Genomic DNA, 24,510 nt, shown 5'->3' with positions numbered 1-24,510 from the left:
TTAAGGTTGTTTTATGGTTGCTGTGAGACTAAATTTCCCTTGACTATTGGTGTTAACTAACACTGAATTTTCATCATTGACACTTAGATTACCCTTGTCTGATGACCAACTTAAGTTAGCTGCGTTAGGAAGCGTCAAAGCGATAGTAGAATTGGGCTTATCTAAGGTATATTCAAACGTGATGGCTTGATTGTGATGTGCTTGTGCGATAACACTAAAGTTTGTATCAGCAAGCTGGTAAGAAAACTCAGGATCACTTTGGCGTAGTTTATAACCTTTATACTGACATTTTATCTGATCTGTTACTGACGCTTTTAGTTGATTTGGGTAACCGAATACTGGTTCACCTAAGGGCAAACTTGGATCTTCACCACGACCAGATATATTGGGGCCTATATTGATCATTTCCCCTTGCCATAAAGCAATAACAGCGCAACTTTTAGTGTTGAAGGCATAATTTATTTTGACTGGTAGACCTACAGAAATTGTATATGGTGGTAATTCATATACACGTTTTCGCTGAACAATGGTTTTTGCTTCTGCCTTTAGCTCATATTTATTATCAGCTAAAACTGCTTGCCCTTTGCTTGAAACGGCAAACAGTTTGATGCTCATATCTAGATTTGTGCCCAGCAAAACTAGATTTCGATGATTAGGGTTGGATTTACCTGATCGATAAGTGATTTTTAGGTGTTGTTTGCCACGCTTTAAGCGCCATGTGGGATACCAAGGCTTTCCACCTCGCTTTTCTAATTTACCATCTATGTACATATTGACTTCGTGAGGAAAGCCCCATTCAAGCCAAATTTGGCTGTCTTGTTTTTTAGGTGCATAAAAATCACCTTCAAATTCTATAAAGTAATGGGATATCTCTGGAAGTGAAAAATCTGCTAAATTCTTGGGAAGAGAGCCCGATTTGATTAATTTTTCTGAGGTTACTTCGGTATCATTTTCGTTATTTAGCTGATAAATTTTGTAGCTTAAACCATCAAAACCTTCGCGCTTTGATAGTATGTAGGCAACTATGGATTGTAATTGCTGCTCAGAAAATACCGTTTCAAAGCCTGGCATGCCAGCTTTCATAAAACCGTTTTTTACATTGTTGAGAATTTGTGACGGCTTATTACCATGAATCCACTCGCCATCTTTTAGGTTAAAACCTGATGCGCCACTTAAGTCTTTACCGTGACATGATGCACAAACTTGCTCAAATAAGTTTTGCCCTTCTTTCGTTATCTCAACGCGCTCGGATAGGTTATAAATCTGCTTGTTTAGCGTGTTTGCTGACAGGGTAAATGAAGCCAAAACATAGCAGAGTATTATAAAACTGCATGCTCTTTGATAGTGCTCACTGTTCACGTTCATTTTCCTCTATCAAGCTGCTTAATAGTTATTGAAGGTTTATTTCTTGAATATTTGACTCTTCAGCCATTATATTCGTTTGTTATGGTGTTTAGTTGATTGTTAACAATGTATCATGACTTGAAATAAATCGGTAAATAATTTTTTTGTAATCTCTATAAGTTTTTTAGCCAAAGAAGGTGTTATAGCAATTTAATTGGCCAATTAGTTATTTCACTTGGTATGAAATTGTGCTTGCTGAATAGGTTTAATTTGTTGGCTCATTGATTATGACAGGAATTTTGTATGCTTCCCTTTTTATCAAGCCTTCAGCAAACTTTGCGGGTACCTGATAAAACTCATTTACATATTTTTGTGCTGTTAACTGGTGTCGAATACGTTGAGTAATTTTACAAGGGTTGTTGCATTTTAAAGAATAGAGAACCGTATAATTACCGACTGTACTATGAGATAGGGTGTTTGCATGATGTAAGGGATCTTCTTCACTACAGCCAAGTCTAACAACATCAGAAAACAGTGAGTGGCTCATAATATAGACGTGACCTGATGGAACGCCTTCATCCTTGCAGTTTTGCTGAAAATTGCTCATGTGATCAAATCCCTAGATCGGTTATTGACAATAAATTACATCGTATTTTTATTTGTTGAATAAGTTAAATAAGCTGAGCAAATTAAATATGATAAAATAGCTTGTTTAAAATTTATCACTAAGAAATACTTAATGCTGAGTTACTTAGGAGCGATGGCAAAGTATTTATAGTACGAATATTTTTGCTCTTTTGGTTCACCTTATTCGGATTTTTTTATGGTAGTTGTTACAACACTTTTTTGCAAACCCCATCAATTCATTTTAAAAAACATTTTGATAATTACGGCCTTATTAGCATTATTGCTCGTTAATTTGTCATCTTGTAGTAATATAGCTAGCAAAATTGACACCCAAGCTAGCAGAGCAATGTTTACTGATTTTGAAAGAAAAATAGCCCAAAAAATGGCACTAGATATCCGATATTTTTGTAACGATGACTTGGCTGAAGGGAAGGCGTGTTGGCAGGGCGTAACGCAATTACCTGATATTTTGGCTGATTTAGTTACTGAAACCAATATAGGTGGTGTTGTTTTATTTGCAGAAAACCTAGTGTCAACAGAGCAAGTGATTCAGCTTACTCATGATTTGCAAAAAGCGGCGCTAAAAAGTAAAACGGCTAAGCCATTAATAATTTCAATTGATCAAGAAGGTGGGCGTGTTGTTCGACTACCTCATGCAACCTCATTTGCCGGTAATATGGCCATTGGTGCTACTTACTCTAAAAATAAGGTGAAATTTTCAACTCAAGTGAACCATGTTATTGGTACTGAATTGTATGCCCTTGGTATTAATAATAATTATGCGCCTGTAGTCGATGTTAATACTAATGCTGATAACCCTGTGATTAATACTCGCTCGTATGGCGAAAACCCACAACAGGTTGCCGAGTTAGGTGCTGCTGCGGTAAATGCTTTACAAGCTGAAAGCGTGATGGCTACCTTAAAACATTTTCCTGGCCATGGTGATACTAGTGTTGATAGTCACTTAGGTTTGCCTCGAGTAGAGCATGACTTAGCGACCATTGAAAAAATGGATTTGGCCCCCTTTAAATGGGCCATTAAGCATAGCGAGCCTGCTATGGTGATGACCGCACATATTCAATACCCAGCACTGGATAGCACAACGTTTGTTAGTAAAAACGGTGAGGAAATGATTAAGCCAGCCACCATGTCTCGCAAAATACTCACAGATTTACTTCGAGATGAAATGGCGTTTAAAGGTATTATTGCTACCGATGCCTTAGACATGGCGGGAGTGGCGCACTATTTTGATCAGGTTACTGCTACGGTTGAAACGATAAGCGCAGGAGCTGATTTAGTGGTAATGCCCTTTAAAGTAAGGTCGCCTGCAGATGTTGATAAATTTAAACGTTTTGTGATTGAAGTAAGTAAAAAATTATCAGAAAGAATTGCTCAAGGGCAGTTAGATAGCCATGAAATTGATAACTCTGTAGCACGAATAAACCACTATAAAGATAAATATATTCAGGTATCGAATGCGTCGGTTGCTGAGCAGGTTGCAAATGCTAACGCAATTATCGCCAATGAAGAGCATATTGCAGCGCAGCAGTTACTGGCTAATGAAGCGACAACCTTATTAAAAAATAGCGGCGAACTTCTACCTATATCGCCAACCAATATTAATCATATCCACTTATTTGTTGCTAACGAACATGAGCAGCAAGTACTACAGCAAGCTATTGCTAAGCAGTGGCAAAAGGCAGGACAAACTCAGCTTAAAATTACGACTATTTTAGGCGATGACGTTAGCGCTTTAGCTAAAATTCAAAATATTAAACAGCTTGTTGCTGCAGATATAGTGATTGCTACTGTTAATGTTAAAACGGCAAGTGTTGTTGATGTAGGCGGTATCGATGATTTATTAAAACAGGCAATAAATCAGTACAAATCTGATCAAATATCAACGGCTAAGGTGCAAGCGCATTACGGACAATTGGTAGAGCTTCAGTTGGCTCTAGCTAAAGAGCAAAATGTTAAGTCGTTATTGATAGTGCAAGGTTCTCCGTTTTTAGCACAATCTTATCTTAAAGATGTTGATGCCGCTATGCTTGTTTATGATGATAAAATTATGCTAGATAAAGCTGGTAATTATTTTAGTGCCGGTATCAATACCAGTATTGCGATAGCGACAGGCCAACAACGTGCTCATGGTATTTTACCCGCTAGTTTGTAATCTTTATTTTTAGCAAAAGTGCTTTTGTGTTATTCTTCTCTGCCTAGTTTTTGGAAGTAAAATTTAGCTATCAGCTAAAGGGCTCGTTGTAAACTAGCGGCAAATAACCAGTACAAAGTAACTAACACAGAAGTATTCTTATGATCATGTCTCTTATTCGTTGGCCAATAGGTCGTCTTATTTTATTAATTAACTTTATTTTTTCACCACGTTCACCGAAAAGAGCGCAGAGTGAGCAGGATAAAATTGATGCAAAAACTCAAAACTTGAGCTTATACCAGTTACCAAGTTGCCCTTTTTGTGTGAAAGTGCGCCGTACTATGAAGCGAGAAGGTTTGAATATTGAATTGAGAAATATCAATCAAAAAAATGATTATCTTGAAGAGTTGATTCGTGAAGGGGGTAAAAGAACAGTACCTTGTTTACGTATTGAAAAGCCTAATGGTGAAGTTCAGTGGTTATATGAATCAAGTGATGTTGTCACTCATTTACAGCAATTAATAAAAGCTGCTTGATAAGCCACTATCGAATAAACATTGTTGAAATTATTTTTCGTGTTACGGTGTCTAATATTGCTAGAGCTCACTCTTGTTGTTAGGCACTGCTATGTTAATTCAAATACCCAAAAAATATTCCCTTAAAAATTCTGATGTTACTGACGAATCAGTATATTTAGACCGTCGAAATACGTTAAAAAAACTCGGCTTTTTAGGAGCAGGTGCCCTATTAGGGAATGTTTATAATCCAAAGGTTTCAGCAAGTTTTTTTGGCAGTGAAACACCTACCTTTACCACGAAAGCGCTAACTTATAGTAAAGATTCTGAACACCTTGATTTACAAAAAACACCTGAGCAAAAAGTAATCACTCATAATAATTTTTATGAATTTGGCGCTAAAAAAAATCAACCTGCAGAGTTAGCTCAAGCATTTAAAGTTGACCCCTGGAAATTAACCGTTTCAGGTGAATGTGACCACCCAATTACCTTAGATTATGATGACTTGCTCTCTCTATTCCCACTAGAGGAGAGGATTTATCGTTTTCGCTGTGTTGAAGCTTGGTCTATGGTAATTCCTTGGATAGGATTTTCATTAGCAAGCTTACTTAAAAAAGTTTCCCCTAATTCAAAAGCACGCTATGTAGCTTTTGAAACCTTATATGATCCTGAACAAATGCCAGGACAAGCGAGCAGGCGCTTAGGCGGTGGTATTAGTTACCCCTACGTTGAAGGGTTGCGAATGGATGAGGCAATGCAGCCACTTACTTTGATGAGTGTTGGTTTATATGGAAAGACTTTGCCCCCTCAAAATGGTGCACCTATCCGCTTAGTTGTGCCGTGGAAATACGGATTTAAGAGCATAAAATCTATAGTGGCTATTAAGTTACTTGAGCATCAACCGCCAACAACATGGCAGAGTTTAGCGCCTAAAGAATATGGTTTTTTTGCCAATGTAAATCCAAAGCACGACCACCCTAGATGGAGTCAAGCCAGTGAACGACGTATTACAAGTGGAGGCTTGTTTTCTCGAAATCGTATTCCTACCCTAGCGTTTAATGGTTATGGCGACGAAGTCGCTAAGTTATACAAAGGAATGGATTTGAGTAAGTATTATTAATTTTATGGATAAAAATCGTAAAATACTCATGCTAAAAACGGTAATGCATTTGGCCGCTTTATTGCCTGTTATCCAGTTATATTATTTAGCGTTTATTGATGAATTAGGAGCAGACCCTGTTGAAGCCGTAATTCATTTCACTGGCATTGGTAGTTTAAATTTATTGCTAATAACTTTGTCTATATCGCCATTAGCAAAATGGTTTAAAAAAGGTTACATAATACAACTGAGAAGGCCGCTTGGTCTTTACGCTTTTTTTTATGCAGTATTACACTTACTGAACTTTTTAGCCTTTGAGGTGCAATTTGATGGTGCATTGTTCGTCAGTGAAATCTTTAAGCGACCTTATATTACTGTAGGCATGGCTGCTTTTATTATCTTTACGCTTTTGGCAATCACCTCGTTAAATAGCCTAAAAAGAAAATTAGGAAAGAAATGGCAAAGCCTACATAACTACATCTACCTTTTAGTGTTGTTAGTTGCTATTCACTTTTATTGGTCGGTGAAATCAGAGCTTACTTCACCTATTTTTTATTTTCTTTTAGCCTTTTTATTGTTGGCTTTTCGCTATAAAAAAATTAAGCGACTATTATTTTACTTGTTTAAATAAACCTATTTTCAATAGCCTGCTGATAATTGTGTCAACATAAAGTGCCATTAGTCCTATTTTTTTGGGCTTTTATCGCTAAGCTATCGTTAATCTTCACTGACCGCTTGTTGTTAGTCGCAAAGAGTTATAGACTTTTTAGATCTAAAATATAAATAATATTACACTCTTGTGAATAGGAACCTCCATGCAAAAAATACCCGTTAAGTTAAGCTTAATTGTTGCAGCGACTTCATTAGGTTTAACAGCCTGCCTACCCTCAGAAAAACAAGATGCTAAAGTTAGTATCAATAAAAATCCTTTCCCTAGTACATATAAAGCATTGCCTCAGCAAAATACTTTATTTACTAATGCCACAGTATTAACTGGTACGGGTGAGCGTCTTGATGATGCAGATGTATTAATAGTTGATGGCAAAATTAGCCAAGTAGGTAAAGATATTAGTGCAACTAATGCCGTGACTATTGATGCACAAGGTAAGTGGGTAACACCTGGGATTATTGATGTTCACTCGCACTTAGGTGTTTATCCAAGCCCTAGTGTTGAGTCTCACTCTGACGGCAATGAAATGACTCACCCTAATACTGCTGAAGTATGGTCTGAGCATAGTGTTTGGCCACAAGATCCAGGTTTTCAAGCGGCACGTGCTGGCGGTATCACCACATTACAGATTTTGCCAGGCTCAGCGAATTTATTTGGTGGTCGTGGTGTAACACTTCGAAATGTACCTAGTGAAACTATGCAGGGTATGAAGTTTGATGGCGCACCTTATGGCTTAAAAATGGCTTGTGGTGAAAACCCTAAGCGTGTTTATGGTAGCCGTAAGCAACAACCTTCTACACGAATGGGTAATGTAGCGGGTTATCGTGCAGCATGGGCTGCAGCTACAGAATACAAACAAGCATGGGATAAATACAACAGTGATTACGCTGCGGGTAAAAATGTACAAGCACCCACGCGCGATTTAGAGCTAGACACACTTATGGGTGTATTAGAGGGTGAAATACTGGTTCATAATCATTGTTATAAAGCGGAAGAAATGGCGGTGATGATAGATATAGCGAAAGAGTTTAACTATAAGTCAGGAACGTTCCATCATGCTGTTGAAGCTTATAAAATAGCCGATAAATTAGCTGAAAATGGCAATTGTGCTGCAATGTGGCCAGATTGGTGGGGCTTTAAAATGGAAGCCTATGATATGGTTGAAGAGAATGTTGCAATTGTTGATGCTGCGAAAAACTCTTGTGCCATTGTTCATTCAGATTCAAGTACAACAATTCAACGCCTAAATCAGGAAGCAGGTAAGGTGATGTACCGTGCTAATGACAATGGTTTTGATTTAAAAGCTGAAGATGCTATTAAGTGGATCACTTTAAATGCAGCTAAATCGTTAGGTATTAGTGATCAAACAGGTAGTTTATCAGCGGGTAAGAATGCTGATGTTGTTTTATGGAATGGCAACCCTTTTAGTGTTTATGCCCAAGCAGAACAGGTTTTTGTGGATGGTGCCAAGGTGTATGATCGTGTTGATGAAAAATATCAAGCCAAAAGCGATTTTCTGTTAGGTCAAGAGTAAGGGTGTAACATAATGAAATTTAATAAATTATCTCAATTTAAACCACGCAGAACAGTGACTTTAACATTAGCAGCAACACTGTCAGCGGCGTTGTTTTCAACGTCAATTCAAGCAAAAACAACTGCTATTACCAATGCGACAGTATATACGGTTGCTAGCCAAGGTATTTTATCGCAAGCAACCGTGGTTTTTGAAAATGATGTGATTGTTGCTATTAACCCTGAGAAAGTTGATGCCGATGAAACCATTGATGCACAAGGGCGAATTTTAACACCAGGCTTTATTGCTAGTATGAACTCTTTAGGCTTAGTGGAAGTGGGCGCTGTCTCTCGAACGCGTGATAGCAGTGACAAAAAAGCTGATATTACTTTTGATGCGAGCCTAGCTTTCAACCCTAAATCCACGTTAATACCGTACACTCGTAAAGGCGGTATAACTCGTAACATAGTAACGCCTCAAGGTGGTGAAGGGTTATTTGCTGGTCAAGCTTTTGTGGTTGATTTATCTGGTGATTTTAATAGTGTTGTTGCTAAGCAAAACGCTGTGCTCATTCACTTAGGCTCAGAAAGTAAAGGTTCAAGAGCAATAAAACTTCAATCATTAGATAACAAGTTGATGGATATCCAAGAAAAGCTTGAGAAAAAATCTGATAAAGACGATAAGTCAGCGAAAAAGTTGAAGCGTGATGAAAAGGTTATTAAGGCGTTATTATCTGGAGAGAAACCTTTACTTGCCTACGCAGATCGTGCGAGCGATTTACTGGCATTATTAGCGCTTAAAGAAAAATATAACCTTGACTTAGTGTTAGTGGGAGCTAGTGATGCAGTATTAGTTTCTGAGCAAATAGCCAGTGCTAAAGTGCCGGTGGTTATTAGTTCTATTGATAACTTACCAAGCAGCTTTGACTCATTACATGGCTCTTTGTCAAACATGGCAGCATTAACTGCGGCAGGCGTCAAAGTGATATTAGCGCCTAAAAGTGAAAGCCATAACTTAAATCAACTTCGTTTTGATGCCGGTATTGCGGTTGCCAATGGTTTAGATAAAGCTGATGCTATTTCAGCACTGACAGCGAATGTTGCTGATGTATTTAAGCTTAATACAGGGCGCATTGCTGTTGGCAAAAAAGCAGATTTAGTGTTGTGGAGTGCCGATCCTTTTGAATTAAGTACCAAAGTTGATTCTATGTGGATTAATGGCGAGCAAATTTCCACTCAATCTAGACAAGATGCTTTGCGTGATCGCTATACTACACAAAGTGACATGCCGAGAGCTTATACTAAATAGCTTTCTTCCTTTTGCCTGATTAAAAGCGCGGCATAAAAAATTATGGTATTGATAGCAAAATCTTGTAATATCAATACCATAATAATTAACCATGTTAACTTATGCGCGCGCTATCATTATTTCTTATATTTCTGAGCTTATTCTTTACAGCAAATACCTTTGCAAAAGATCATAATCAACGCCTTAAAGTCGGTGTTGTTCTTAGTGGCGGAGGAGCCAAGGGTGCAGCCCATATTGGTGTACTGAAAGTACTAGAGCAGCATAAAATCCCCGTTGATTATATTGTAGGTACGAGCATAGGTGCCTATGTTGGTGGTATGTATGCTTTGGGGTATTCTGCTGATCAAATTGAAAAAATCATGCTCCAACTACCTTGGGATAATGGTTACTCAGATTTTATTCCTCGCCAATTCCTTTCTTATGAAAATAAAAAGCTTCGAGATCAATATAATCTCACTTTTCGTCTTGGCTATAGTGATGGCGAGTTAAAAACGCCCAGTGGTTTGTTGTTAGGGCAATCTGCAGGACTGTTACTAAAAACGTCAACTGATGTGGTGCCTCTGTTTTCCAGTTTTGATGACTTAGCTATTCCTTATCGAGCAATAGCTAGTGACATTGTTACAGCAAAAGAAGTAGTGATCACCAAAGGTAGTGTCACAAAAGCCATGAGAGCATCAGCGGCAGTGCCTGGGGTTGTAGAGCCTGTTTTGATTGATGGTAAACTATTAGTTGATGGTGGTATTGCCAACAATATGCCGGTCAATGTTGTTAAATCTATGGGAGCTGATATTGTCATTGCTGTGGATATTGGCTCACCATTATTAGATAAAAAAGATATTAAAAGTACACTCGATGTTATTAACCAGCTTTCAAATATTTTAACTAATACGACAACATTATTGCAAAAGTCTAATCTGGATGCGCAAGATATTCTATTGCGCCCCGCCATTGATGAATTAAGTACTACTGATTTTTCTATTATGCCAAAAGCATTATCTTTAGGAAAAGAGGCTGCCTTGTCTGCGCAGAATAAATTAAGTCAACTTTCAATCAGTTCAGAGGCTTATGAGGAATACATACAAGCAAAGCAATCGAAAGGGCGTGTATGGTTTGATAGCTTTAATAAAGCCGTTGTAGCGATTAACTATAATAACAACTCAAATGTCAGCCAAGTGATTATTGAAGACAAGTTTGCCATTGCAGTAGGGGATGTTGTTACCAAAGAGTCGTTAAAAGCTGCCATTGATCGCGTGTATTCATTAGATGAATTTGAGCATGTTGACGCTGAATTTATCGACTTGCCTGAAGGGCGTCAGTTAACGTTAACTACCAAGGAAAAATCCTGGGGACCAGATTATTTACATTTTGGTTTTAACCTGCAAAGTGACTTTTCAAGTAAATCAGTTTTTGCCATCGATATGGCTTATATTCAGAATGACTTTACCCCTAATGGAGGTCAGTGGCGAAACGAAGCTAAAGTTGGCTGGGAATTTACCTTAGCTAGTGAGTTATACCAACCCATAGATGAACAACATGATTATTTTTCTAGAGCGAGAATTGAATACTCACAAGATAAGTGGGAATCAATTGAAAATAGGCCAGAGCTCATCAATGAATACTTTCAAGGAGATCTCAGTGTAGGGTTTAACTATGCTGATAATGGCGCGATAGAAATTGGCATTATAGGCGAAGTAGGTGAATTAGCCTTTAAAAGTGAAGATGCTTTACCCCTTGAGTATACTTCTCTGGGTGGCTTTATTTCTTTTGGCTATGACAATTTAAATAGTATGAATTTTCCTACTCAAGGTAATAAATTTACCTTGAATGCTTTTTTACGCAACGAAAACTATGATGATTATTTTGGTATTGACCCTAAAGACACTTCGTTAGAAGTTACGGTTGATTGGCGCGGAGCATTTAGCATTCGTAATCATGCGCTTGTGGGTATAGTTTCGATGGCAACCGTAGAGAATGATAGCAACTTTTCAGTGCACGTTAGTGAGTTAGGTGGGTTCTTAAATCTTTCTGGTTATCAACAAGATGAACTTATAGGGGTGCATAAAGCATTTGCGGCCGTAGTCTACCAGTACGACTTAGGGCGAGCTTTTTTTGGTAGTGATAGCTTACCTATGTACCTAGGCACCAGTATCGAAGCAGGTAATGTCTGGACCATTGAGCAGTCTGTTAAGTTCGATGATTTGATTTCTTCAGGCAGTGTGTATTTAGGTACAGACACTAGCTTTGGCCCAGCTGTTTTTGGTGTTGGTTTTGCTTCTGGCGGTAAAAGTACCGTGTTTTTGTCGCTAGGTAAAAGCTTTTAAACTTTGCAACGCAAATTAATTTTATTACTATTTACGCCCTCTTTATTAAATATGGAAATCATCAATGTCAGTGTCTATCACCAATGAATTTGGTCAAGTTCAGCAAGATAATTCATTCAATGAGATTGAGGTGTTGGTGGTTGATCATCAACACTGTCAAGCAAGGTTAAGTTTATATGGTGGGCAAGTTTTAAGCTGGAAACCAGCAGAGGAAGCTGAAGTTTTTTGGTTATCGAATACCTCATCATACGAACAAGGAAAAGCTATCAGAGGTGGTATTCCACTTTGCTGGCCTTGGTTTGGTCCTCATCCTAAAGATGTTGACAAAAAGATGGGCAATCATGGCTTTGCTCGTGAAAATATTTGGCAGGTTGAGCAAGTGAATATCGATGAAAGTGCAGTGCATATCACGCTTGTGTTAACAGGAAGCGACATGCATGAATGGTGGTCAAATGCTTTTAAAGTGACGCAAAAGTTATCATTTGGAAGCACATTTAGCCAATCGCTGACCATGACTAACTTGAGCGACCAAAATGTGGTTTATACTGGCGCTTTACATAGCTATTTTCGAGTTAGCTCCCCTGAAAATATTACTGTTGATAAACTTAATGAAGCGCCTTTTGATGATAAATTAACAGGGAAATCTTATGGACCTCAGCCTTTAATAAATGGCGTTGGTCCTATTGATAGGGTTTATCATTCCAATAAAGTGATGCAAATTAATGATAAACACTGGCATCGTATCATTGACGTAAGTTCTGTAAATACTCAGCAATGGGTTTTCTGGAATCCAGGCAAGGATATTGCTGATAAAATGGCGGATGTGCACGTGAATGGCGAACAAGAATTTGTTTGTTTAGAAGCTGCTAACACGCAAGCGCAAATTATCAAAAGTGGTGAAAGCCAAACTATGTCGCAAGTGGTCAAGGTATTAGCCTGTTAAATCAGTAGTGAAAGTGTGCAGTGTTCAATCAAATAATCGCTTAGCGTATTGCTAATCGGTGTGAATTACTACTTGATTTCGCCCGTTAGCTTTAGCCTGATACAAAGCTTTGTCTGCCTTAGCGAAAATATCTTGTAATGAAACATCAGATAAATCGCTTTCGTAAATGCCAAAGCTGACGGTGATATTAATTTTTTGGCTGGTAGATGATAGTGAAAATAGTGTGTTCTCAATATTGTTTCGAATACGTTCGGTTATCTCTCGCGCTTGTTCAGCACTGGTATCAGGGAAAATAAGAATAAACTCTTCACCACCCCAGCGGCCTGTTAAGTCTATGCTTCTTAAGTTTTCATTAAGCTTTTCGGCAATAATTTTGAGTACATCATCACCAAATAAATGGCCATAGTTATCATTTATCACTTTAAAATTGTCAATGTCAGCCACTACTACGCTAACACTTTTATGATTATCGCCAAGCTGTGAAAACTTCCAGTGCACATAGCTTCTATTAGGAAGCTTTGTTAAGTAGTCGGTTTCAGAGTCTTTGACTACAGTAGATTTGAAGTTGCTTATGCAAAGTACAAAAATATAATAAAGCGCTAAAGAAACTAACAAGAAAATGATCAGTCTAGGAATAAATAGCCGCCAATATGATCCTTGTTTATCTATAGGTGGAGCGACAATAAATACACGCCAATTAAGCTCCTTTAATGGCATTTGCGAGACTGTTAGTTTATTGTCAGCGGAGCCAAAAATTTTGGTGCTGATACTCGTCTCCTGAGTATCATTTTGAATAGCTTTATAATGTTTATACCAAGTCAGGTTATTAATATTAACAAGTTCATTTTTGCGATGGTGGCTAGTGGTTTTCATTAATTGACTAGAGCTTAGTGTAATATGATTGTTTTCATCAACGAAGTATATTTCAAAACCAAAATCTTGTTTAAATTGAGCAAACCTTTGTGCAAAATGATCTAAATCGATACCTAGGCCAATAAAGCCGATAAATTCATTGTTTTTATTAAAGATCTTAACATCGAAAAATAAATGGGGGTTTTCAGCATTACCAAAGTCAGCGAAGAAGTCTTTATCTTTTTCCTTTAGCCTATGGTACCACTCAGTATCTTCAGTACTTAAATTGGTTCTGTTACCGTATGAATCAACCAGTAATTCATGTTTTTCCAGTGCAATAAATGTCATAGCATTAAAGCGCTCGGAAATGCTATTGATATAATCAAAAACAACTTGGCTTTCAATGCTATCTTGCTCAATGTAATTAACAAGGAAGGAATCAGTTGCCATGTATTGCGACACAGTTAATGGGCGGATAATTTCACTGGTTACCAGTGAAAAAAATGGCATTATGGCTTCTTGTTGCTTTTGGTTACTGGTGGCGAAGAGTTCTTTAAAAGTAAAGTAAGAGGTCGCTATTATTACGATAATAGTGATGATAAAAATAACTGAAATGTAATGTTCAAATTTTTTGATAAACTTCATTAGCATTACTAGTTAGTGGTTAGATAATATAGAAAAAACTGTCTTTTGAGACAATATATTAACAATTGTAAATTAACTTTACGTTTCTCTTGTCACAAGTGCAACTAGATAAAGTAGTTTGCGCACTAATCAACACGTAAGTGATTGTTTAATAATAGTTGAGTAAATGGAATTTTTAAATAAAAGCCTCGAGGTAATGTCATAAAAGGCTCACCATCACAATTGAATGCTTGTGTTTTTGCTTTTGAATTAGCGGCTTTAGGCCTAAGTTGCAATACTTGACCATGTTTGCCGTGAATATTTTCAACTTCGCCAAGTACAATCATATCGGTAAGCTCTTGCCAATCCATAGCTAATAACTGTTCTTCTTCTTTAGATGGTGACCATATAAAGGCTGTGGCAATTTTTCGCTGTGCTAACTCAGTGTCTTTATCGCTAATAATTGGCACCCATAACACGCGTTTTAGTTTTCTTTTTACCCAAGAATTTTTCCAGTTTATACCAGTGAGCCCTTTTAGAGGGGCTACGCTGACAAAGGTCGTTTCTAATACTTTTCCTTGGCTATTGATAGGCAGTGTTTTTAATTCTATAGCTAAATCAGGAAAATCTGGCTCTGCCTTCGAGCTGGCGCTTGCTCCCAATACATGTTCAAGCAATAATCCAACCCATCCTTTATTACGTTTTAAGTCTTTAGGGATTGCGATACCTGCATTGTTAGCTATTTCACCTAAGGTTAATCCGGCTAGTGAATGTATCCGGTGCATCAGTTCTGCTTCTGAGCTTGGTGATTTTTGGGGAGATGGAAAAATGATGGTATTAACCCCATTCGTTGTTAATTGCCCTCTATTATCAAGGGCAAGTTAATTGCAAGCAAGTGAAATTATTATTTGCTCACTAGCCGTTAATATGGTTGAATTGATGCAAATCTTTTTAGTTTGTCAGGAGTTCCTGTGATCGATGCCGAAGGCTACCGAGCCAACGTCGGCATAGTAATAATTAACGACAGGGGACAAGTATTTTGGGCAAGACGGTTTGGACAACATTCATGGCAATACCCGCAAGGTGGGGTAGATGAGGGTGAAACAGCAGAGCAAACCATGTACCGTGAGTTACATGAAGAAGTTGGCTTGAAACCTGAGCATGTAAAAATTGTTGCTTCAACTAAACATTGGCTTAAATATAAATTACCAAAACGTTATATTCGACACGACAGTAAACCTGTGTGTATTGGGCAAAAGCAGAAGTGGTTTTTATTAAAATTAACCTCGCCTGACTCATCAGTTGATTTATTGCATAGCGCTCATCCTGAGTTTGATGATTGGCGATGGGTAAGTTACTGGTATCCAGTACGACAAGTTGTGTCATTTAAGCGTGATGTTTATCGCAAAGTAATGAAAGAGTTTGCCGCGCAGGCGTTATCTTTTTCTTATGAAAAGCGACCAGATAAGCGTCCTCATAGACGTAAACGTCGAGCTTAATTATTATTATGATATATGTAAATGGCCTACTTTATTGCTATTGTAGGCCATTTTGTTTTTTAACTCTCTAAGGATGTTATGCTTACTACTCTACGCCGTATTGTGCTTGAATTTAGCCAAGATGCTCAATTGCAAAGCGCTTTAGAGCGTATGGTTAGTCAAATCAAAAAAGCTTTAAAAACAGATTGTTGTTCAGTTTATTTAGCGGATTATTCACAACAACACTTTTTGTTAACCGCTTCTGATGGTTTAGCAAAAAGCTCTTTAGGTCACACCACTATTGGTTTTTCTGAAGGCCTTGTAGGACTCGTAGGTCAACGGGAAGAACCTCTTAATATTGCTAATGCCCATAGCCATAAACATTTTATTAATACCCCAGAAGTACAAGAGGATGATTTTCATGCGTTTTTAGGAACGCCTATTATTCATCGTCGTAAAGTCTTGGGTATTTTATCTATTCAACAGAAGCAATCTCGTCACTTTACCGAAAATGATGAAGCATTTTTAGTGACCTTGGCTGCGCAATTGGCTAATGCACTTGCGGATGCAGAAGTAAAAAATATACTCAATCAGGAGCAAGAGAAAAACCAAGCAATTAAACAGGTGGTGGGTATTGCTGGTGCTCCGGGTATAGCGCTTAATCAGATTATGGTTTGTCAGCCAAAAGCAGACTTATCTACTTTAGCACTGCGTAAAGTGCCTAAAGGTGCTGAACAGGAACAGTTACAACGGTTTGAAAAAGCGCTGACGAGAACGTTTAACGACTTTGAACAATTAAGCGAAAAACTTAGCCAAATAGTAAGTGATGACAGTTTAGCTATCTTTGATGTTTATAAACAACTACTTACTCAAGCTGATATCAGCGAGGGAGTGTTTGAAAAAATTAATCAAGGCTGGCAAGCAGAAAGTTCGCTTAAATTAGTGATTGAGCATTATGTTGTTCAGTTTGAAGCTATTGATGATAGCTACTTACAAGAGCGAGCGAGTGATATCCGAGATTTAGGTAATCGTTTGTTGTTTAATTTGCAGCAGCAACATAACCAGCCTGTAACTTCTCCCGATGAGTTTATCTTATTAGCAAATGAAGTCACGGCTTCAATGTTGGCGGAATATCAACATAAAGGGTTAAAAGGGATTATTTCCTTAACAGGCTCAGCAAACTCTCATGCGGCAATTTTGGCTTGTGCTTTAGAAGTACCTGCGGTGATGGGCGTGAGTGGTATTCCTATTGCACAAATAGATCAGCAACAAGCGATTGTGGATGGCTATAGCGGCGAAATTTTTATTAATCCTGATGAAGCATTAAAGCGGGAATACCAATACTTAATTACGCAAGAGCATGAACTCACTGAAAAAATCTTATCTGAAATTCATTTGCCGACTATAACACCAGATGGCCGTGTTATTGAATTACAGTTAAATGCGGGTTTGTCGCCAGATTTTGATTGTCCTGAACAGTTGTCTGCATTGGGTATTGGTTTGTTTCGAACTGAAATTCCTTTTATGGATCGCCATTGTTTTCCTTCTGAGTTAGAACAAACGCAGCTGTATGAAAAAATATTGGCAGGCTTTCCGAAGAAATCAGTCACCATGAGAACGCTTGATGTAGGCGGAGATAAATCGCTACCTTATTTTCCCATCAAGGAAGACAACCCGTTCTTGGGTTGGCGCGGTATTCGTATCACTTTAGATCACCCTGAAATATTTTTAGTGCAAGTGCGGGCTATGTTGCGGGCAAACCTGCATCATCAAAATTTAGAAATTATGCTTCCTATGGTATCTAATGTTGGTGAAGTGGACGAAGCTATACGCTTAGTTAATCAAGCTTATTATGAAGTTAAAACTGAATTAATAACAGAAGCTGAACAAGTCGATGGTACTGCTCAAGGCGTGACTAAACTTGCTCGCCCTAAATTAGGCATAATGCTTGAGGTACCGTCGGTTATCTTTCAATTAGAAGAGTTGGCACAACGGGTCGACTTCTTTTCAGTAGGCAGCAACGATTTAACACAATATATACTGGCGGTTGATCGCAACAATGCCCAAGTGGCAGATTTGCATGATGCTTATCACCCTGCAGTGCTAAGAGCACTTGATTCTATAGCGAAACAATCTGCAAAATATCTCGTTCCTTTAAGCTTATGTGGTGAGCTTGCGGGTGAGCCTGCTGGCGCATTACTTTTATTGGCAATGGGCTTTGATAAACTGAGTATGAATGGGCATAATATAGCGCGCATAAAATGGGTTATTCGCCATGTCGATTTTCAAAGAGCTAAAGTTATCTTATCTCACGCCTTAAAATTAACCACGGCTAAACAAGTACATAGCTATTTAAATGAACAACTTGAACTACTCGGTTTGGGTGGGTTTATTCGAGCAGGTTTATAGTTAGATGTTAGTTGTTTTTATCAGCTGTATCTTTCTCGGCTCGATTGCTGGTTTTCTAGCAGGCTTACTCGGTATTGGTGGTGGCATAGTTGTCGTACCGGCTTTAGTGTATTTATTACCCATTCTGGTGGTTGATGGTGAAGCATTGAATGCTGGTGTTGTCATGCATATGGCTTTAGCAACTTCGCTGGCAGCGATTGTGATGACATCTTCTAGTGCGGCCTATGCTCATCATAAGAATAGTAATATTCCCTGGAATTTAACAAAACCTTTGATGTTTATTGTTGCTTTCGGCGCATTGTCGGGTGCTTTTATTGCCGATTTATTATCGGCTAAAGCCTTGACTAATTTTTTTGCTGTTGCGGTTATGATATTAGCGTCTTATATGCTTTTCTCTATTCGATCGAAAAACATACAAGATTCGCAAGCGCTACCTTCAAAAATAAAACTTCAGTTGATAGGATTTATCACGGGAGTTATTGCTAGTTTAATGGGCATGGCAGGCGGTGCTTTTTTAGTACCGGTATTAACTTATTTTGGTGTGCCTTTGCGCCATTGTATTGGTATTGCCACGGTTTGTGGAGTGAAGGTCGCCCTGTTTGGCTCTCTTGGCTATATTCTGTCAGGTTTTGGTAACCCCTTATTGCCTCAATGGAGCTTAGGTTATGTATACTTACCTGCTTTGTTAGGCTTAGTATTAATGTCTTCTCTTTTTGCACCTATGGGTGTTAAATTTGCGACGAAACTACCGGTACAAACATTAAAAAAATGTTTTGCGGTATTTTTAATTTTAGTCGCATTGAAAATGATGATAGCGTAGAGCTCGCAAAGCATTACTTGCTCAACTGCTCTCATTTTAGATAATTTGGATAAATAATGACTGAACAATTTTTACAATTTCCTGTTATTGACCCCGTAATATTTAGTATTGGGCCAGTAGCATTACGTTGGTATGGCTTGACCTATTTAGTGGGGTTTATTGCCGCGATGTTTATTGCCAACAAAGCGGCAGATAAAAGTGGTGGCCTCTGGACACGAGAACAAGTAAGCGATTTATTATTCTATAGCTTTCTTGGTGTTATCGCTGGTGGTAGAGCTGGTTATGTGCTGTTTTATCAGTTTGATTATTTTCTTGCAGATCCTCTCTATCTTTTTCAAATCTGGCAAGGAGGAATGTCGTTTCACGGTGGCCTCATTGGTGTCATAGTCGCTATTTATTGTTTTGCACGTAAAAGTAAAAAGTCATTTTTGACGGTTGGCGATTTTGTCGCTCCTCTGGTGCCAATTGGTTTAGGTATGGGACGCTTAGGCAACTTTATTAATGCTGAATTATGGGGGCGTGAAACTGATGTGCCTTGGGCGATGGTATTTCCTACAGATTCACTACAGTTGCCGCGTCACCCATCACAGTTATATGAGTTCTTTCTTGAAGGGGTAGTGCTTTTTGCTATTTTATATTTTATTACCCGTAAACCGAGAACACTTGGCTTAGCATCAGGGGTTTTCTTAATAGGTTACGGTGTATTTAGAACTTTTGTCGAGTTTTTCCGTGAGCCAGATGCTCATTTAGGCTTGTACTTATCATTTATCTCAAAAGGACAAATTTTAAGTATTCCAATGATTCTAGCTGGTATTTTGATTATTTACCTTGGCTACCTTAGTCAGGAAAAGTCTGCGATAAAATCAAGCAACACATCTAAAAGAAAAGGAAAGGCATAATGCGCGCATATTTAGATTTATGTCAACGAATTGTTGATCAGGGGACTTGGGTTGAAAATGAACGTACAGGTAAACGTTGTTTAACCGTGATTAATGCCGACTTGGAATACGATGTGGCGAATAATAAGTTTCCGATGATCACAACGCGTAAGAGTTATTTTAAGTCGGCGATAGCTGAGTTTCTTGGTTATATCAGAGGGTATGATAATGCAGCTGATTTTCGCAAGTTAGGGACTAAAACTTGGGATGCAAATGCCAATTTAAATGAGGCATGGTTGAATAATGACTATCGAAAAGGCGAAGATGACATGGGGCGCGTTTACGGTATTCAAGGGAGAGCTTGGGCTAAACCAGACGGTGGCACAATAGATCAGTTGCAGAAAATTGTTGATAACTTAAGCCAAGGCATTGATGATCGTGCGGAAATTATGACCTTTTATAATCCTGGCGAGTTTCATATGGGCTGTTTACGTCCATGTATGCATACTCATAACTTTTCAATTTTAGGTGACACTCTTTATCTAACCAGTTTTCAACGTTCATGTGATGTACCATTGGGATTAAACTTTAATCAGATCCAAGTGTTTTTCTTTCTTGCTATTATGGCGCAAATCACAGGCCTTAAGCCTGGGACGGCGTATCATAAAATTGTCAACGCGCATATTTATGAAGATCAATTACAGTTAATGAAAGATGTGCAGTTAAAGCGTGAACCACTACCTTCACCTAAGTTAATTATTAATCCAGAGATAAAATCATTAAAAGATTTAGAAACTTGGGTGACCATGGATGACTTTAAAGTAGAAGGATACCAATGCCATGAAGCAATTAAATATCCGTTTGCAGTGTAGTTGCAGTTAATGTAGAAACAGCTGCACCTGATTAAGGTAGGTTGTCGTAATTTAGAAAATGGCTACTCAGTAATGAGTAGCCATTTTTTATGAAAACTATTCATTAAGCAAGCTCTATATTGAAAAATTATGAGTTGACAAAAATAACTTTATTATTAGAATATAACAAAAATCGTATATAATGATTTTGTTATATTTATGTGTTTTTTTCAGATGCAGCATAAACACTGAAACAGTAAACTTTATACGACAACCATACTTTAAATGACCACTAAACTTTAATGACAATGATTACACCAACGCAATTTTATAAATGTCTCGCCGATGATATCCGATTGAAATCACTTTTACTGATTGAGTTGGAGAAAGAGCTTTGTGTCTGTGAGTTAATGACGGCATTAAATGAAGACAGTCAGCCTAAAATTTCTCGGCATTTAGCACAATTGCGTAAAAGTGGCTTGCTGGTTGATAGAAAACAAAAGCAATGGGTTTACTATGCTATTAATCCTGAGTTACCTAAATGGGCAAAACAGGTTATTTCATTAACCGTTAAAGAGAATTCGGCTTTTTTACAACAGCCTGTTTTAAATTTGCACGCAATGGGTGATCGACCTGAGCGGATTCTGAGCTGCTGCTCATAAGGAAGTAATGGTATGGGATTGTTTGAGCGTTATTTGTCGGTTTGGGTTGGCTTAAGTATTTTATTGGGTGTTTGTTTAGGCTTATGGCAACCGGAAGTATTTCAGCTTATTGCCAAACTTGAAGTCGCTCATGTCAATTTAGTCATTGCAGTTTTTATCTGGGTAATGATTTACCCTATGATGGTTCAGATTGACTTTTCTTCAATCAAAGATGTCGGTAAAAATCCAAAAGGTTTACTGCTCACTATTGTTGTTAATTGGCTTATTAAACCGTTTACTATGGCGTTTTTAGGTTGGTTGTTTTTCAAAGGCTTATTTGTAGATTATGTTGATCCGCAGTCAGCTCAAGAATACATTGCTGGAATGATATTACTTGGGGTTGCCCCTTGTACTGCTATGGTTTTTGTTTGGTCACAATTAACCAAAGGTGATGCAAATTATACACTCGTTCAGGTGTCCATTAACGATATTATTATGATATTTGCTTTTGCGCCAATAGCAGCATTATTGTTAGGGATAACTGACATTGAAGTGCCTTGGCAAACCTTGTTTATTTCAGTTGTGCTTTATGTGGTTTTACCGCTCTTCTTTGGAGTGCTAACGCGGCAGAAATTAAATAAAGCCAAAAACGAACAAGAGGTGAGTTACTTTTTAGCCAAAATTAAACCTTGGTCAATACTCGGTTTACTAGCAACGGTTGTATTACTTTTTGGTTTTCAAGCCAACACCATTATTTCTCAACCACAAATTATTGGCTTAATTGCAATTCCACTAGCGATTCAAACCTACGGTATTTTTATTCTTGCCTATTTTGCAGCTAAGTGGATGAGACTGCCACATAATATTGCGGCTCCGGCTTGTTTAATTGGCACTTCAAACTTTTTTGAATTAGCTGTTGCTGTTGCTATTTCTTTATTTGGTTTGCATTCAGGTGCAGCTTTAGCGACTGTGGTAGGAGTGCTTGTTGAAGTCCCTATTATGTTGTCATTGGTTGCGATAGTTAATAAGAGTAAACATTGGTTTGAAGCCAATAAAATTTAATTTTTAATTATTTAACTTTTTTATTATTTAACATTCACTATTTAAGTATTAGGTATTTTCATGACTATTAAAATTGGTATAAATGGCTTTGGTCGTATGGGTCGTCTATCAATGCGTGCTGCATTTGATTGGGACGATGTTGAAATAGTACATATAAATGATCCAGCAGGAGATGCCAAAACACTAGCGCATTTAATAACGTTTGATTCTGTGCATGGTATTTGGCATCACCAAGCATCACATACAGACAATGCCATTGTGATTGACAATAAAGTGATATCTTGCAGTCAAAACAAAGAAATTGGCGAGACAGACTGGTCAGGCTGTGATGTAGTTATTGAAGCTTCAGGCGTGATGAAAAGCACTCCTTTGTTAAAGCAATACTTAGCGCAAGGCGTAAAACGTGTTGTTGTGACAGCACCAGTTAAAGAAGAGGGTATTCTTAATATTGTGGTTGGTGTTAACGATGATTTATATGATAAAAACGTTCATCCTATTGTTACTGCCGCCTCTTGTACAACGAACTGTCTTGCACCTGTAGTTAAAGTGATTCATGAAAAAATAGGTATTGAGCATGGTTCAATGACCACTATTCATGATATTACTAATACGCAAACAATTTTAGATGCGCCTCATAAAGATTTACGCAGAGCTCGCGCTTGTGGCATGAGTTTAATCCCAACAACTACAGGCTCTGCGACAGCCATCACCCATATTTTCCCTGAGTTACAAGGTAAGCTAAATGGCCATGCCGTACGCGTACCTCTAGCTAATGCGTCTATCACTGATTGTGTATTTGAATTAAAGCGTAAAACAAGCCGAGAAGAAGTTAATACTTTACTACAACAAGCAGCTGAAAATGAGTTGAAAGGTATTTTAGGTTATGAAGAAAGACCATTAGTTTCAATAGATTATAAAACCGATCCTCGCTCCAGTATTATTGATGCGCTATCAACTATGGTGGTCAATGACACTCAGCTGAAGTTGTATGCCTGGTATGATAATGAATGGGGTTATGCAAATCGTACTGCTGAAATTGCCCGTATGGTTGGCCGCTCAGATCTTAACTAATGAGTTTGTTCAGCGACTTATCTAGCCAAGTAAAACAATACCTGATTATTACCGGTAATTATTGGTCTTTTACTTTAACTGATGGTGCATTACGTATGTTAATCGTACTGTATTTTCACCAGTTAGGTTATAGCCCAATTAATATTGCCATGCTGTTTTTGTTTTATGAATTTTTTGGTGTTGTGACTAATTTGCTTGGTGGCTGGTTAGCGGCAAGGGTTGGCTTGAATAAAACCATGAATATCGGCTTAGCATTGCAAATTATTGCTTTAGCTATGCTTGCTGCTCCCGCTTCCATGCTTACCGTGTTTTATGTCATGTTAGCGCAAGCGTTGTCGGGTATTGCCAAAGATCTCAATAAAATGAGTGCCAAGAGCGCTATAAAGTTATTAGTTGCCAGCGATGCTCAAGATAAGCTTTACCATTGGGTTGCTTTGTTAACAGGCTCTAAAAATGCCTTAAAAGGAGTAGGTTTTTTTCTAGGAGGCTTATTACTTACCTTATTTGAATTTCAAGGCGCTATTTTAATCATGGCAGCTATGTTGCTGTTGGTGTGGATTTTCAGTTTAATTTCGTTAAAGCAAGAGCTTGGTAAAGCGAAAAATAAACCTAAATTCAATGAAGTTTTTTCTAAGAGCAAATCAATTAATATTTTATCCGCAGCAAGGTTGTTCCTTTTTGGTGCTAGAGATGTTTGGTTTGTGGTGGCTTTACCTGTGTACCTTGCGGCAAGCTTTGGCTGGGATCATTGGTGGGTTGGTGGCTTTATGGCTTGTTGGGTTATTGGTTATGGCATAGTGCAAACTGTAGCACCAAATTTTACCGGTAAGAAACAAGGTAAAGTGCCTTCAGCTATTGATGCCGTTAAATGGGCTAGTTACTTAGCATTTTCTTCAGCGGTTATTGCCTTAGCATTAACTTTTGATTTTTATCCACAAGTATCTTTGTTAGCGGGTTTACTATTTTTCGGAGCAATATTTGCCATCAATTCTTCACTGCATAGTTATTTGATCGTGAGTTTAGCAAAGGAAGATGGTGTATCGTTAGATGTTGGCTTTTATTACATGGCCAATGCTATGGGACGCTTAATTGGCACAGTCTTGTCAGGACTAATTTTTCAACAGTTTGGTTTAGAAGCTTGTCTTTGGGTATCAACACTCTTTGTAATTTTAGCCGCGCTATTATCGACAAAACTGCCAGGCCAGCAACAGGCTAACAAAAAACAGCCTAGTTTATGAGTACGATTTAATTGAAATTAACATAATTAAAAGTGACTTAATTAAAAGTGACGTAGTTAAAAACAAGCAATAAAAAAGGCTGTTTGGTAAATAA

At 37.9% G+C, this 24,510-nt stretch carries 21 protein-coding genes; 17 read left to right on the top strand and 4 right to left on the bottom strand.

Translation table 11 applies throughout. The annotated features are described in order from the left end of the window. Complete coding sequence (locus AC27GZ_RS00810) at positions 1 to 1,359, bottom strand: c-type cytochrome (RefSeq protein ID WP_487092973.1); 1,359 nt, start codon at positions 1,357 to 1,359, stop codon at positions 1 to 3. A gap of 250 nt (positions 1,360 to 1,609) precedes the next feature. Next, positions 1,610 to 1,951 (bottom strand): GIY-YIG nuclease family protein, encoded by a 342-nt coding sequence (locus tag AC27GZ_RS00805; protein ID WP_487092972.1) that lies wholly within the window; start codon positions 1,949 to 1,951, stop codon positions 1,610 to 1,612. A gap of 366 nt (positions 1,952 to 2,317) precedes the next feature. Between AC27GZ_RS00805 and AC27GZ_RS00800 the strand changes: the two genes are divergently transcribed. The 8 genes from AC27GZ_RS00800 to AC27GZ_RS00765 all read left to right on the top strand — a co-directional run bounded on the left by AC27GZ_RS00800 (position 2,318) and on the right by AC27GZ_RS00765 (position 12,492). Continuing rightward, a complete protein-coding gene (locus AC27GZ_RS00800; protein ID WP_487092971.1) occupies positions 2,318 to 4,144 on the top strand; it encodes a glycoside hydrolase family 3 protein in 1,827 nt (608 codons plus the stop codon). A 146-nt stretch (positions 4,145 to 4,290) separates the two neighbouring features. Continuing rightward, positions 4,291 to 4,659 (top strand): glutaredoxin family protein, encoded by a 369-nt coding sequence (locus tag AC27GZ_RS00795; protein ID WP_487093809.1) that lies wholly within the window; start codon positions 4,291 to 4,293, stop codon positions 4,657 to 4,659. Positions 4,660 to 4,750: 91 nt separating this feature from the next. Beyond that, the gene (msrP, locus tag AC27GZ_RS00790) at positions 4,751 to 5,758 is read left to right on the top strand and encodes a protein-methionine-sulfoxide reductase catalytic subunit MsrP (protein WP_487092970.1); all 1,008 of its coding nucleotides are present in this window, start codon (positions 4,751 to 4,753) and stop codon (positions 5,756 to 5,758) included. A gap of 4 nt (positions 5,759 to 5,762) precedes the next feature. Next, positions 5,763 to 6,368 (top strand): protein-methionine-sulfoxide reductase heme-binding subunit MsrQ, encoded by a 606-nt coding sequence (gene msrQ / locus AC27GZ_RS00785; protein WP_487092969.1) that lies wholly within the window; start codon positions 5,763 to 5,765, stop codon positions 6,366 to 6,368. Positions 6,369 to 6,552: 184 nt separating this feature from the next. After that, positions 6,553 to 7,941: an amidohydrolase gene (locus AC27GZ_RS00780; RefSeq protein ID WP_487092968.1), complete on the top strand. Its 1,389-nt coding sequence runs from the start codon at positions 6,553 to 6,555 to the stop codon at positions 7,939 to 7,941. 12 nt (positions 7,942 to 7,953) lie between these two features. Beyond that, positions 7,954 to 9,228: an amidohydrolase family protein gene (locus tag AC27GZ_RS00775; RefSeq protein WP_487092967.1), complete on the top strand. Its 1,275-nt coding sequence runs from the start codon at positions 7,954 to 7,956 to the stop codon at positions 9,226 to 9,228. A 101-nt stretch (positions 9,229 to 9,329) separates the two neighbouring features. Continuing rightward, positions 9,330 to 11,549: a patatin-like phospholipase family protein gene (locus AC27GZ_RS00770; protein WP_487092966.1), complete on the top strand. Its 2,220-nt coding sequence runs from the start codon at positions 9,330 to 9,332 to the stop codon at positions 11,547 to 11,549. A gap of 64 nt (positions 11,550 to 11,613) precedes the next feature. Continuing rightward, entirely contained in the window at positions 11,614 to 12,492 is an 879-nt protein-coding gene (locus AC27GZ_RS00765) for a D-hexose-6-phosphate mutarotase (RefSeq protein ID WP_487092965.1), read from the top strand. Positions 12,493 to 12,543: 51 nt separating this feature from the next. Here the strand turns inward: AC27GZ_RS00765 and AC27GZ_RS00760 are convergent, their stop codons facing one another. Together AC27GZ_RS00760 and mutH are read right to left on the bottom strand one after the other, a co-directional pair. Next, positions 12,544 to 13,989, bottom strand: coding sequence for a sensor domain-containing diguanylate cyclase (locus AC27GZ_RS00760; protein ID WP_487092964.1), 1,446 nt, complete (start codon positions 13,987 to 13,989; stop codon positions 12,544 to 12,546). A 125-nt stretch (positions 13,990 to 14,114) separates the two neighbouring features. Continuing rightward, positions 14,115 to 14,801, bottom strand: coding sequence for a DNA mismatch repair endonuclease MutH (mutH, locus tag AC27GZ_RS00755; RefSeq protein WP_487093808.1), 687 nt, complete (start codon positions 14,799 to 14,801; stop codon positions 14,115 to 14,117). Between the two features lie 138 nt (positions 14,802 to 14,939). Here mutH and rppH point away from each other — a divergent pair, with 138 nt between their 5' ends. From rppH to arsJ, 9 genes are all read left to right on the top strand, one after another. Next, complete coding sequence (gene rppH, locus AC27GZ_RS00750) at positions 14,940 to 15,467, top strand: RNA pyrophosphohydrolase (protein ID WP_487092963.1); 528 nt, start codon at positions 14,940 to 14,942, stop codon at positions 15,465 to 15,467. Positions 15,468 to 15,545: 78 nt separating this feature from the next. After that, positions 15,546 to 17,855 carry a phosphoenolpyruvate--protein phosphotransferase gene (ptsP, locus tag AC27GZ_RS00745; protein ID WP_487092962.1) on the top strand — a complete coding sequence of 770 codons (2,310 nt, stop codon included), beginning with the start codon at positions 15,546 to 15,548 and terminating at the stop codon, positions 17,853 to 17,855. 4 nt (positions 17,856 to 17,859) lie between these two features. Beyond that, positions 17,860 to 18,675, top strand: coding sequence for a sulfite exporter TauE/SafE family protein (locus tag AC27GZ_RS00740; protein WP_487092961.1), 816 nt, complete (start codon positions 17,860 to 17,862; stop codon positions 18,673 to 18,675). A 56-nt stretch (positions 18,676 to 18,731) separates the two neighbouring features. After that, entirely contained in the window at positions 18,732 to 19,574 is an 843-nt protein-coding gene (lgt, locus tag AC27GZ_RS00735) for a prolipoprotein diacylglyceryl transferase (RefSeq protein ID WP_487092960.1), read from the top strand. Then, positions 19,574 to 20,425, top strand: a complete 852-nt coding sequence (locus tag AC27GZ_RS00730; protein ID WP_487092959.1) for a thymidylate synthase — start codon at positions 19,574 to 19,576, stop codon at positions 20,423 to 20,425. Before lgt ends, AC27GZ_RS00730 begins: the two co-directional genes overlap by 1 nt. 281 nt (positions 20,426 to 20,706) lie before the next feature. Beyond that, positions 20,707 to 21,066 carry a metalloregulator ArsR/SmtB family transcription factor gene (locus tag AC27GZ_RS00725; RefSeq protein ID WP_487092958.1) on the top strand — a complete coding sequence of 120 codons (360 nt, stop codon included), beginning with the start codon at positions 20,707 to 20,709 and terminating at the stop codon, positions 21,064 to 21,066. A gap of 12 nt (positions 21,067 to 21,078) precedes the next feature. Then, positions 21,079 to 22,107 carry an ACR3 family arsenite efflux transporter gene (gene arsB, locus AC27GZ_RS00720; protein WP_487092957.1) on the top strand — a complete coding sequence of 343 codons (1,029 nt, stop codon included), beginning with the start codon at positions 21,079 to 21,081 and terminating at the stop codon, positions 22,105 to 22,107. Between the two features lie 60 nt (positions 22,108 to 22,167). Continuing rightward, complete coding sequence (locus tag AC27GZ_RS00715) at positions 22,168 to 23,178, top strand: ArsJ-associated glyceraldehyde-3-phosphate dehydrogenase (protein ID WP_487092956.1); 1,011 nt, start codon at positions 22,168 to 22,170, stop codon at positions 23,176 to 23,178. Further along, positions 23,178 to 24,416, top strand: coding sequence for an organoarsenical effux MFS transporter ArsJ (gene arsJ, locus AC27GZ_RS00710; protein WP_487092955.1), 1,239 nt, complete (start codon positions 23,178 to 23,180; stop codon positions 24,414 to 24,416). Before AC27GZ_RS00715 ends, arsJ begins: the two co-directional genes overlap by 1 nt. Positions 24,417 to 24,510 lie beyond the last annotated feature (94 nt).

This window comes from Colwellia sp. SU-HH00943 (assembly GCF_057546125.1).
This window is presented reverse-complemented; position numbering and strand designations above follow the sequence as displayed.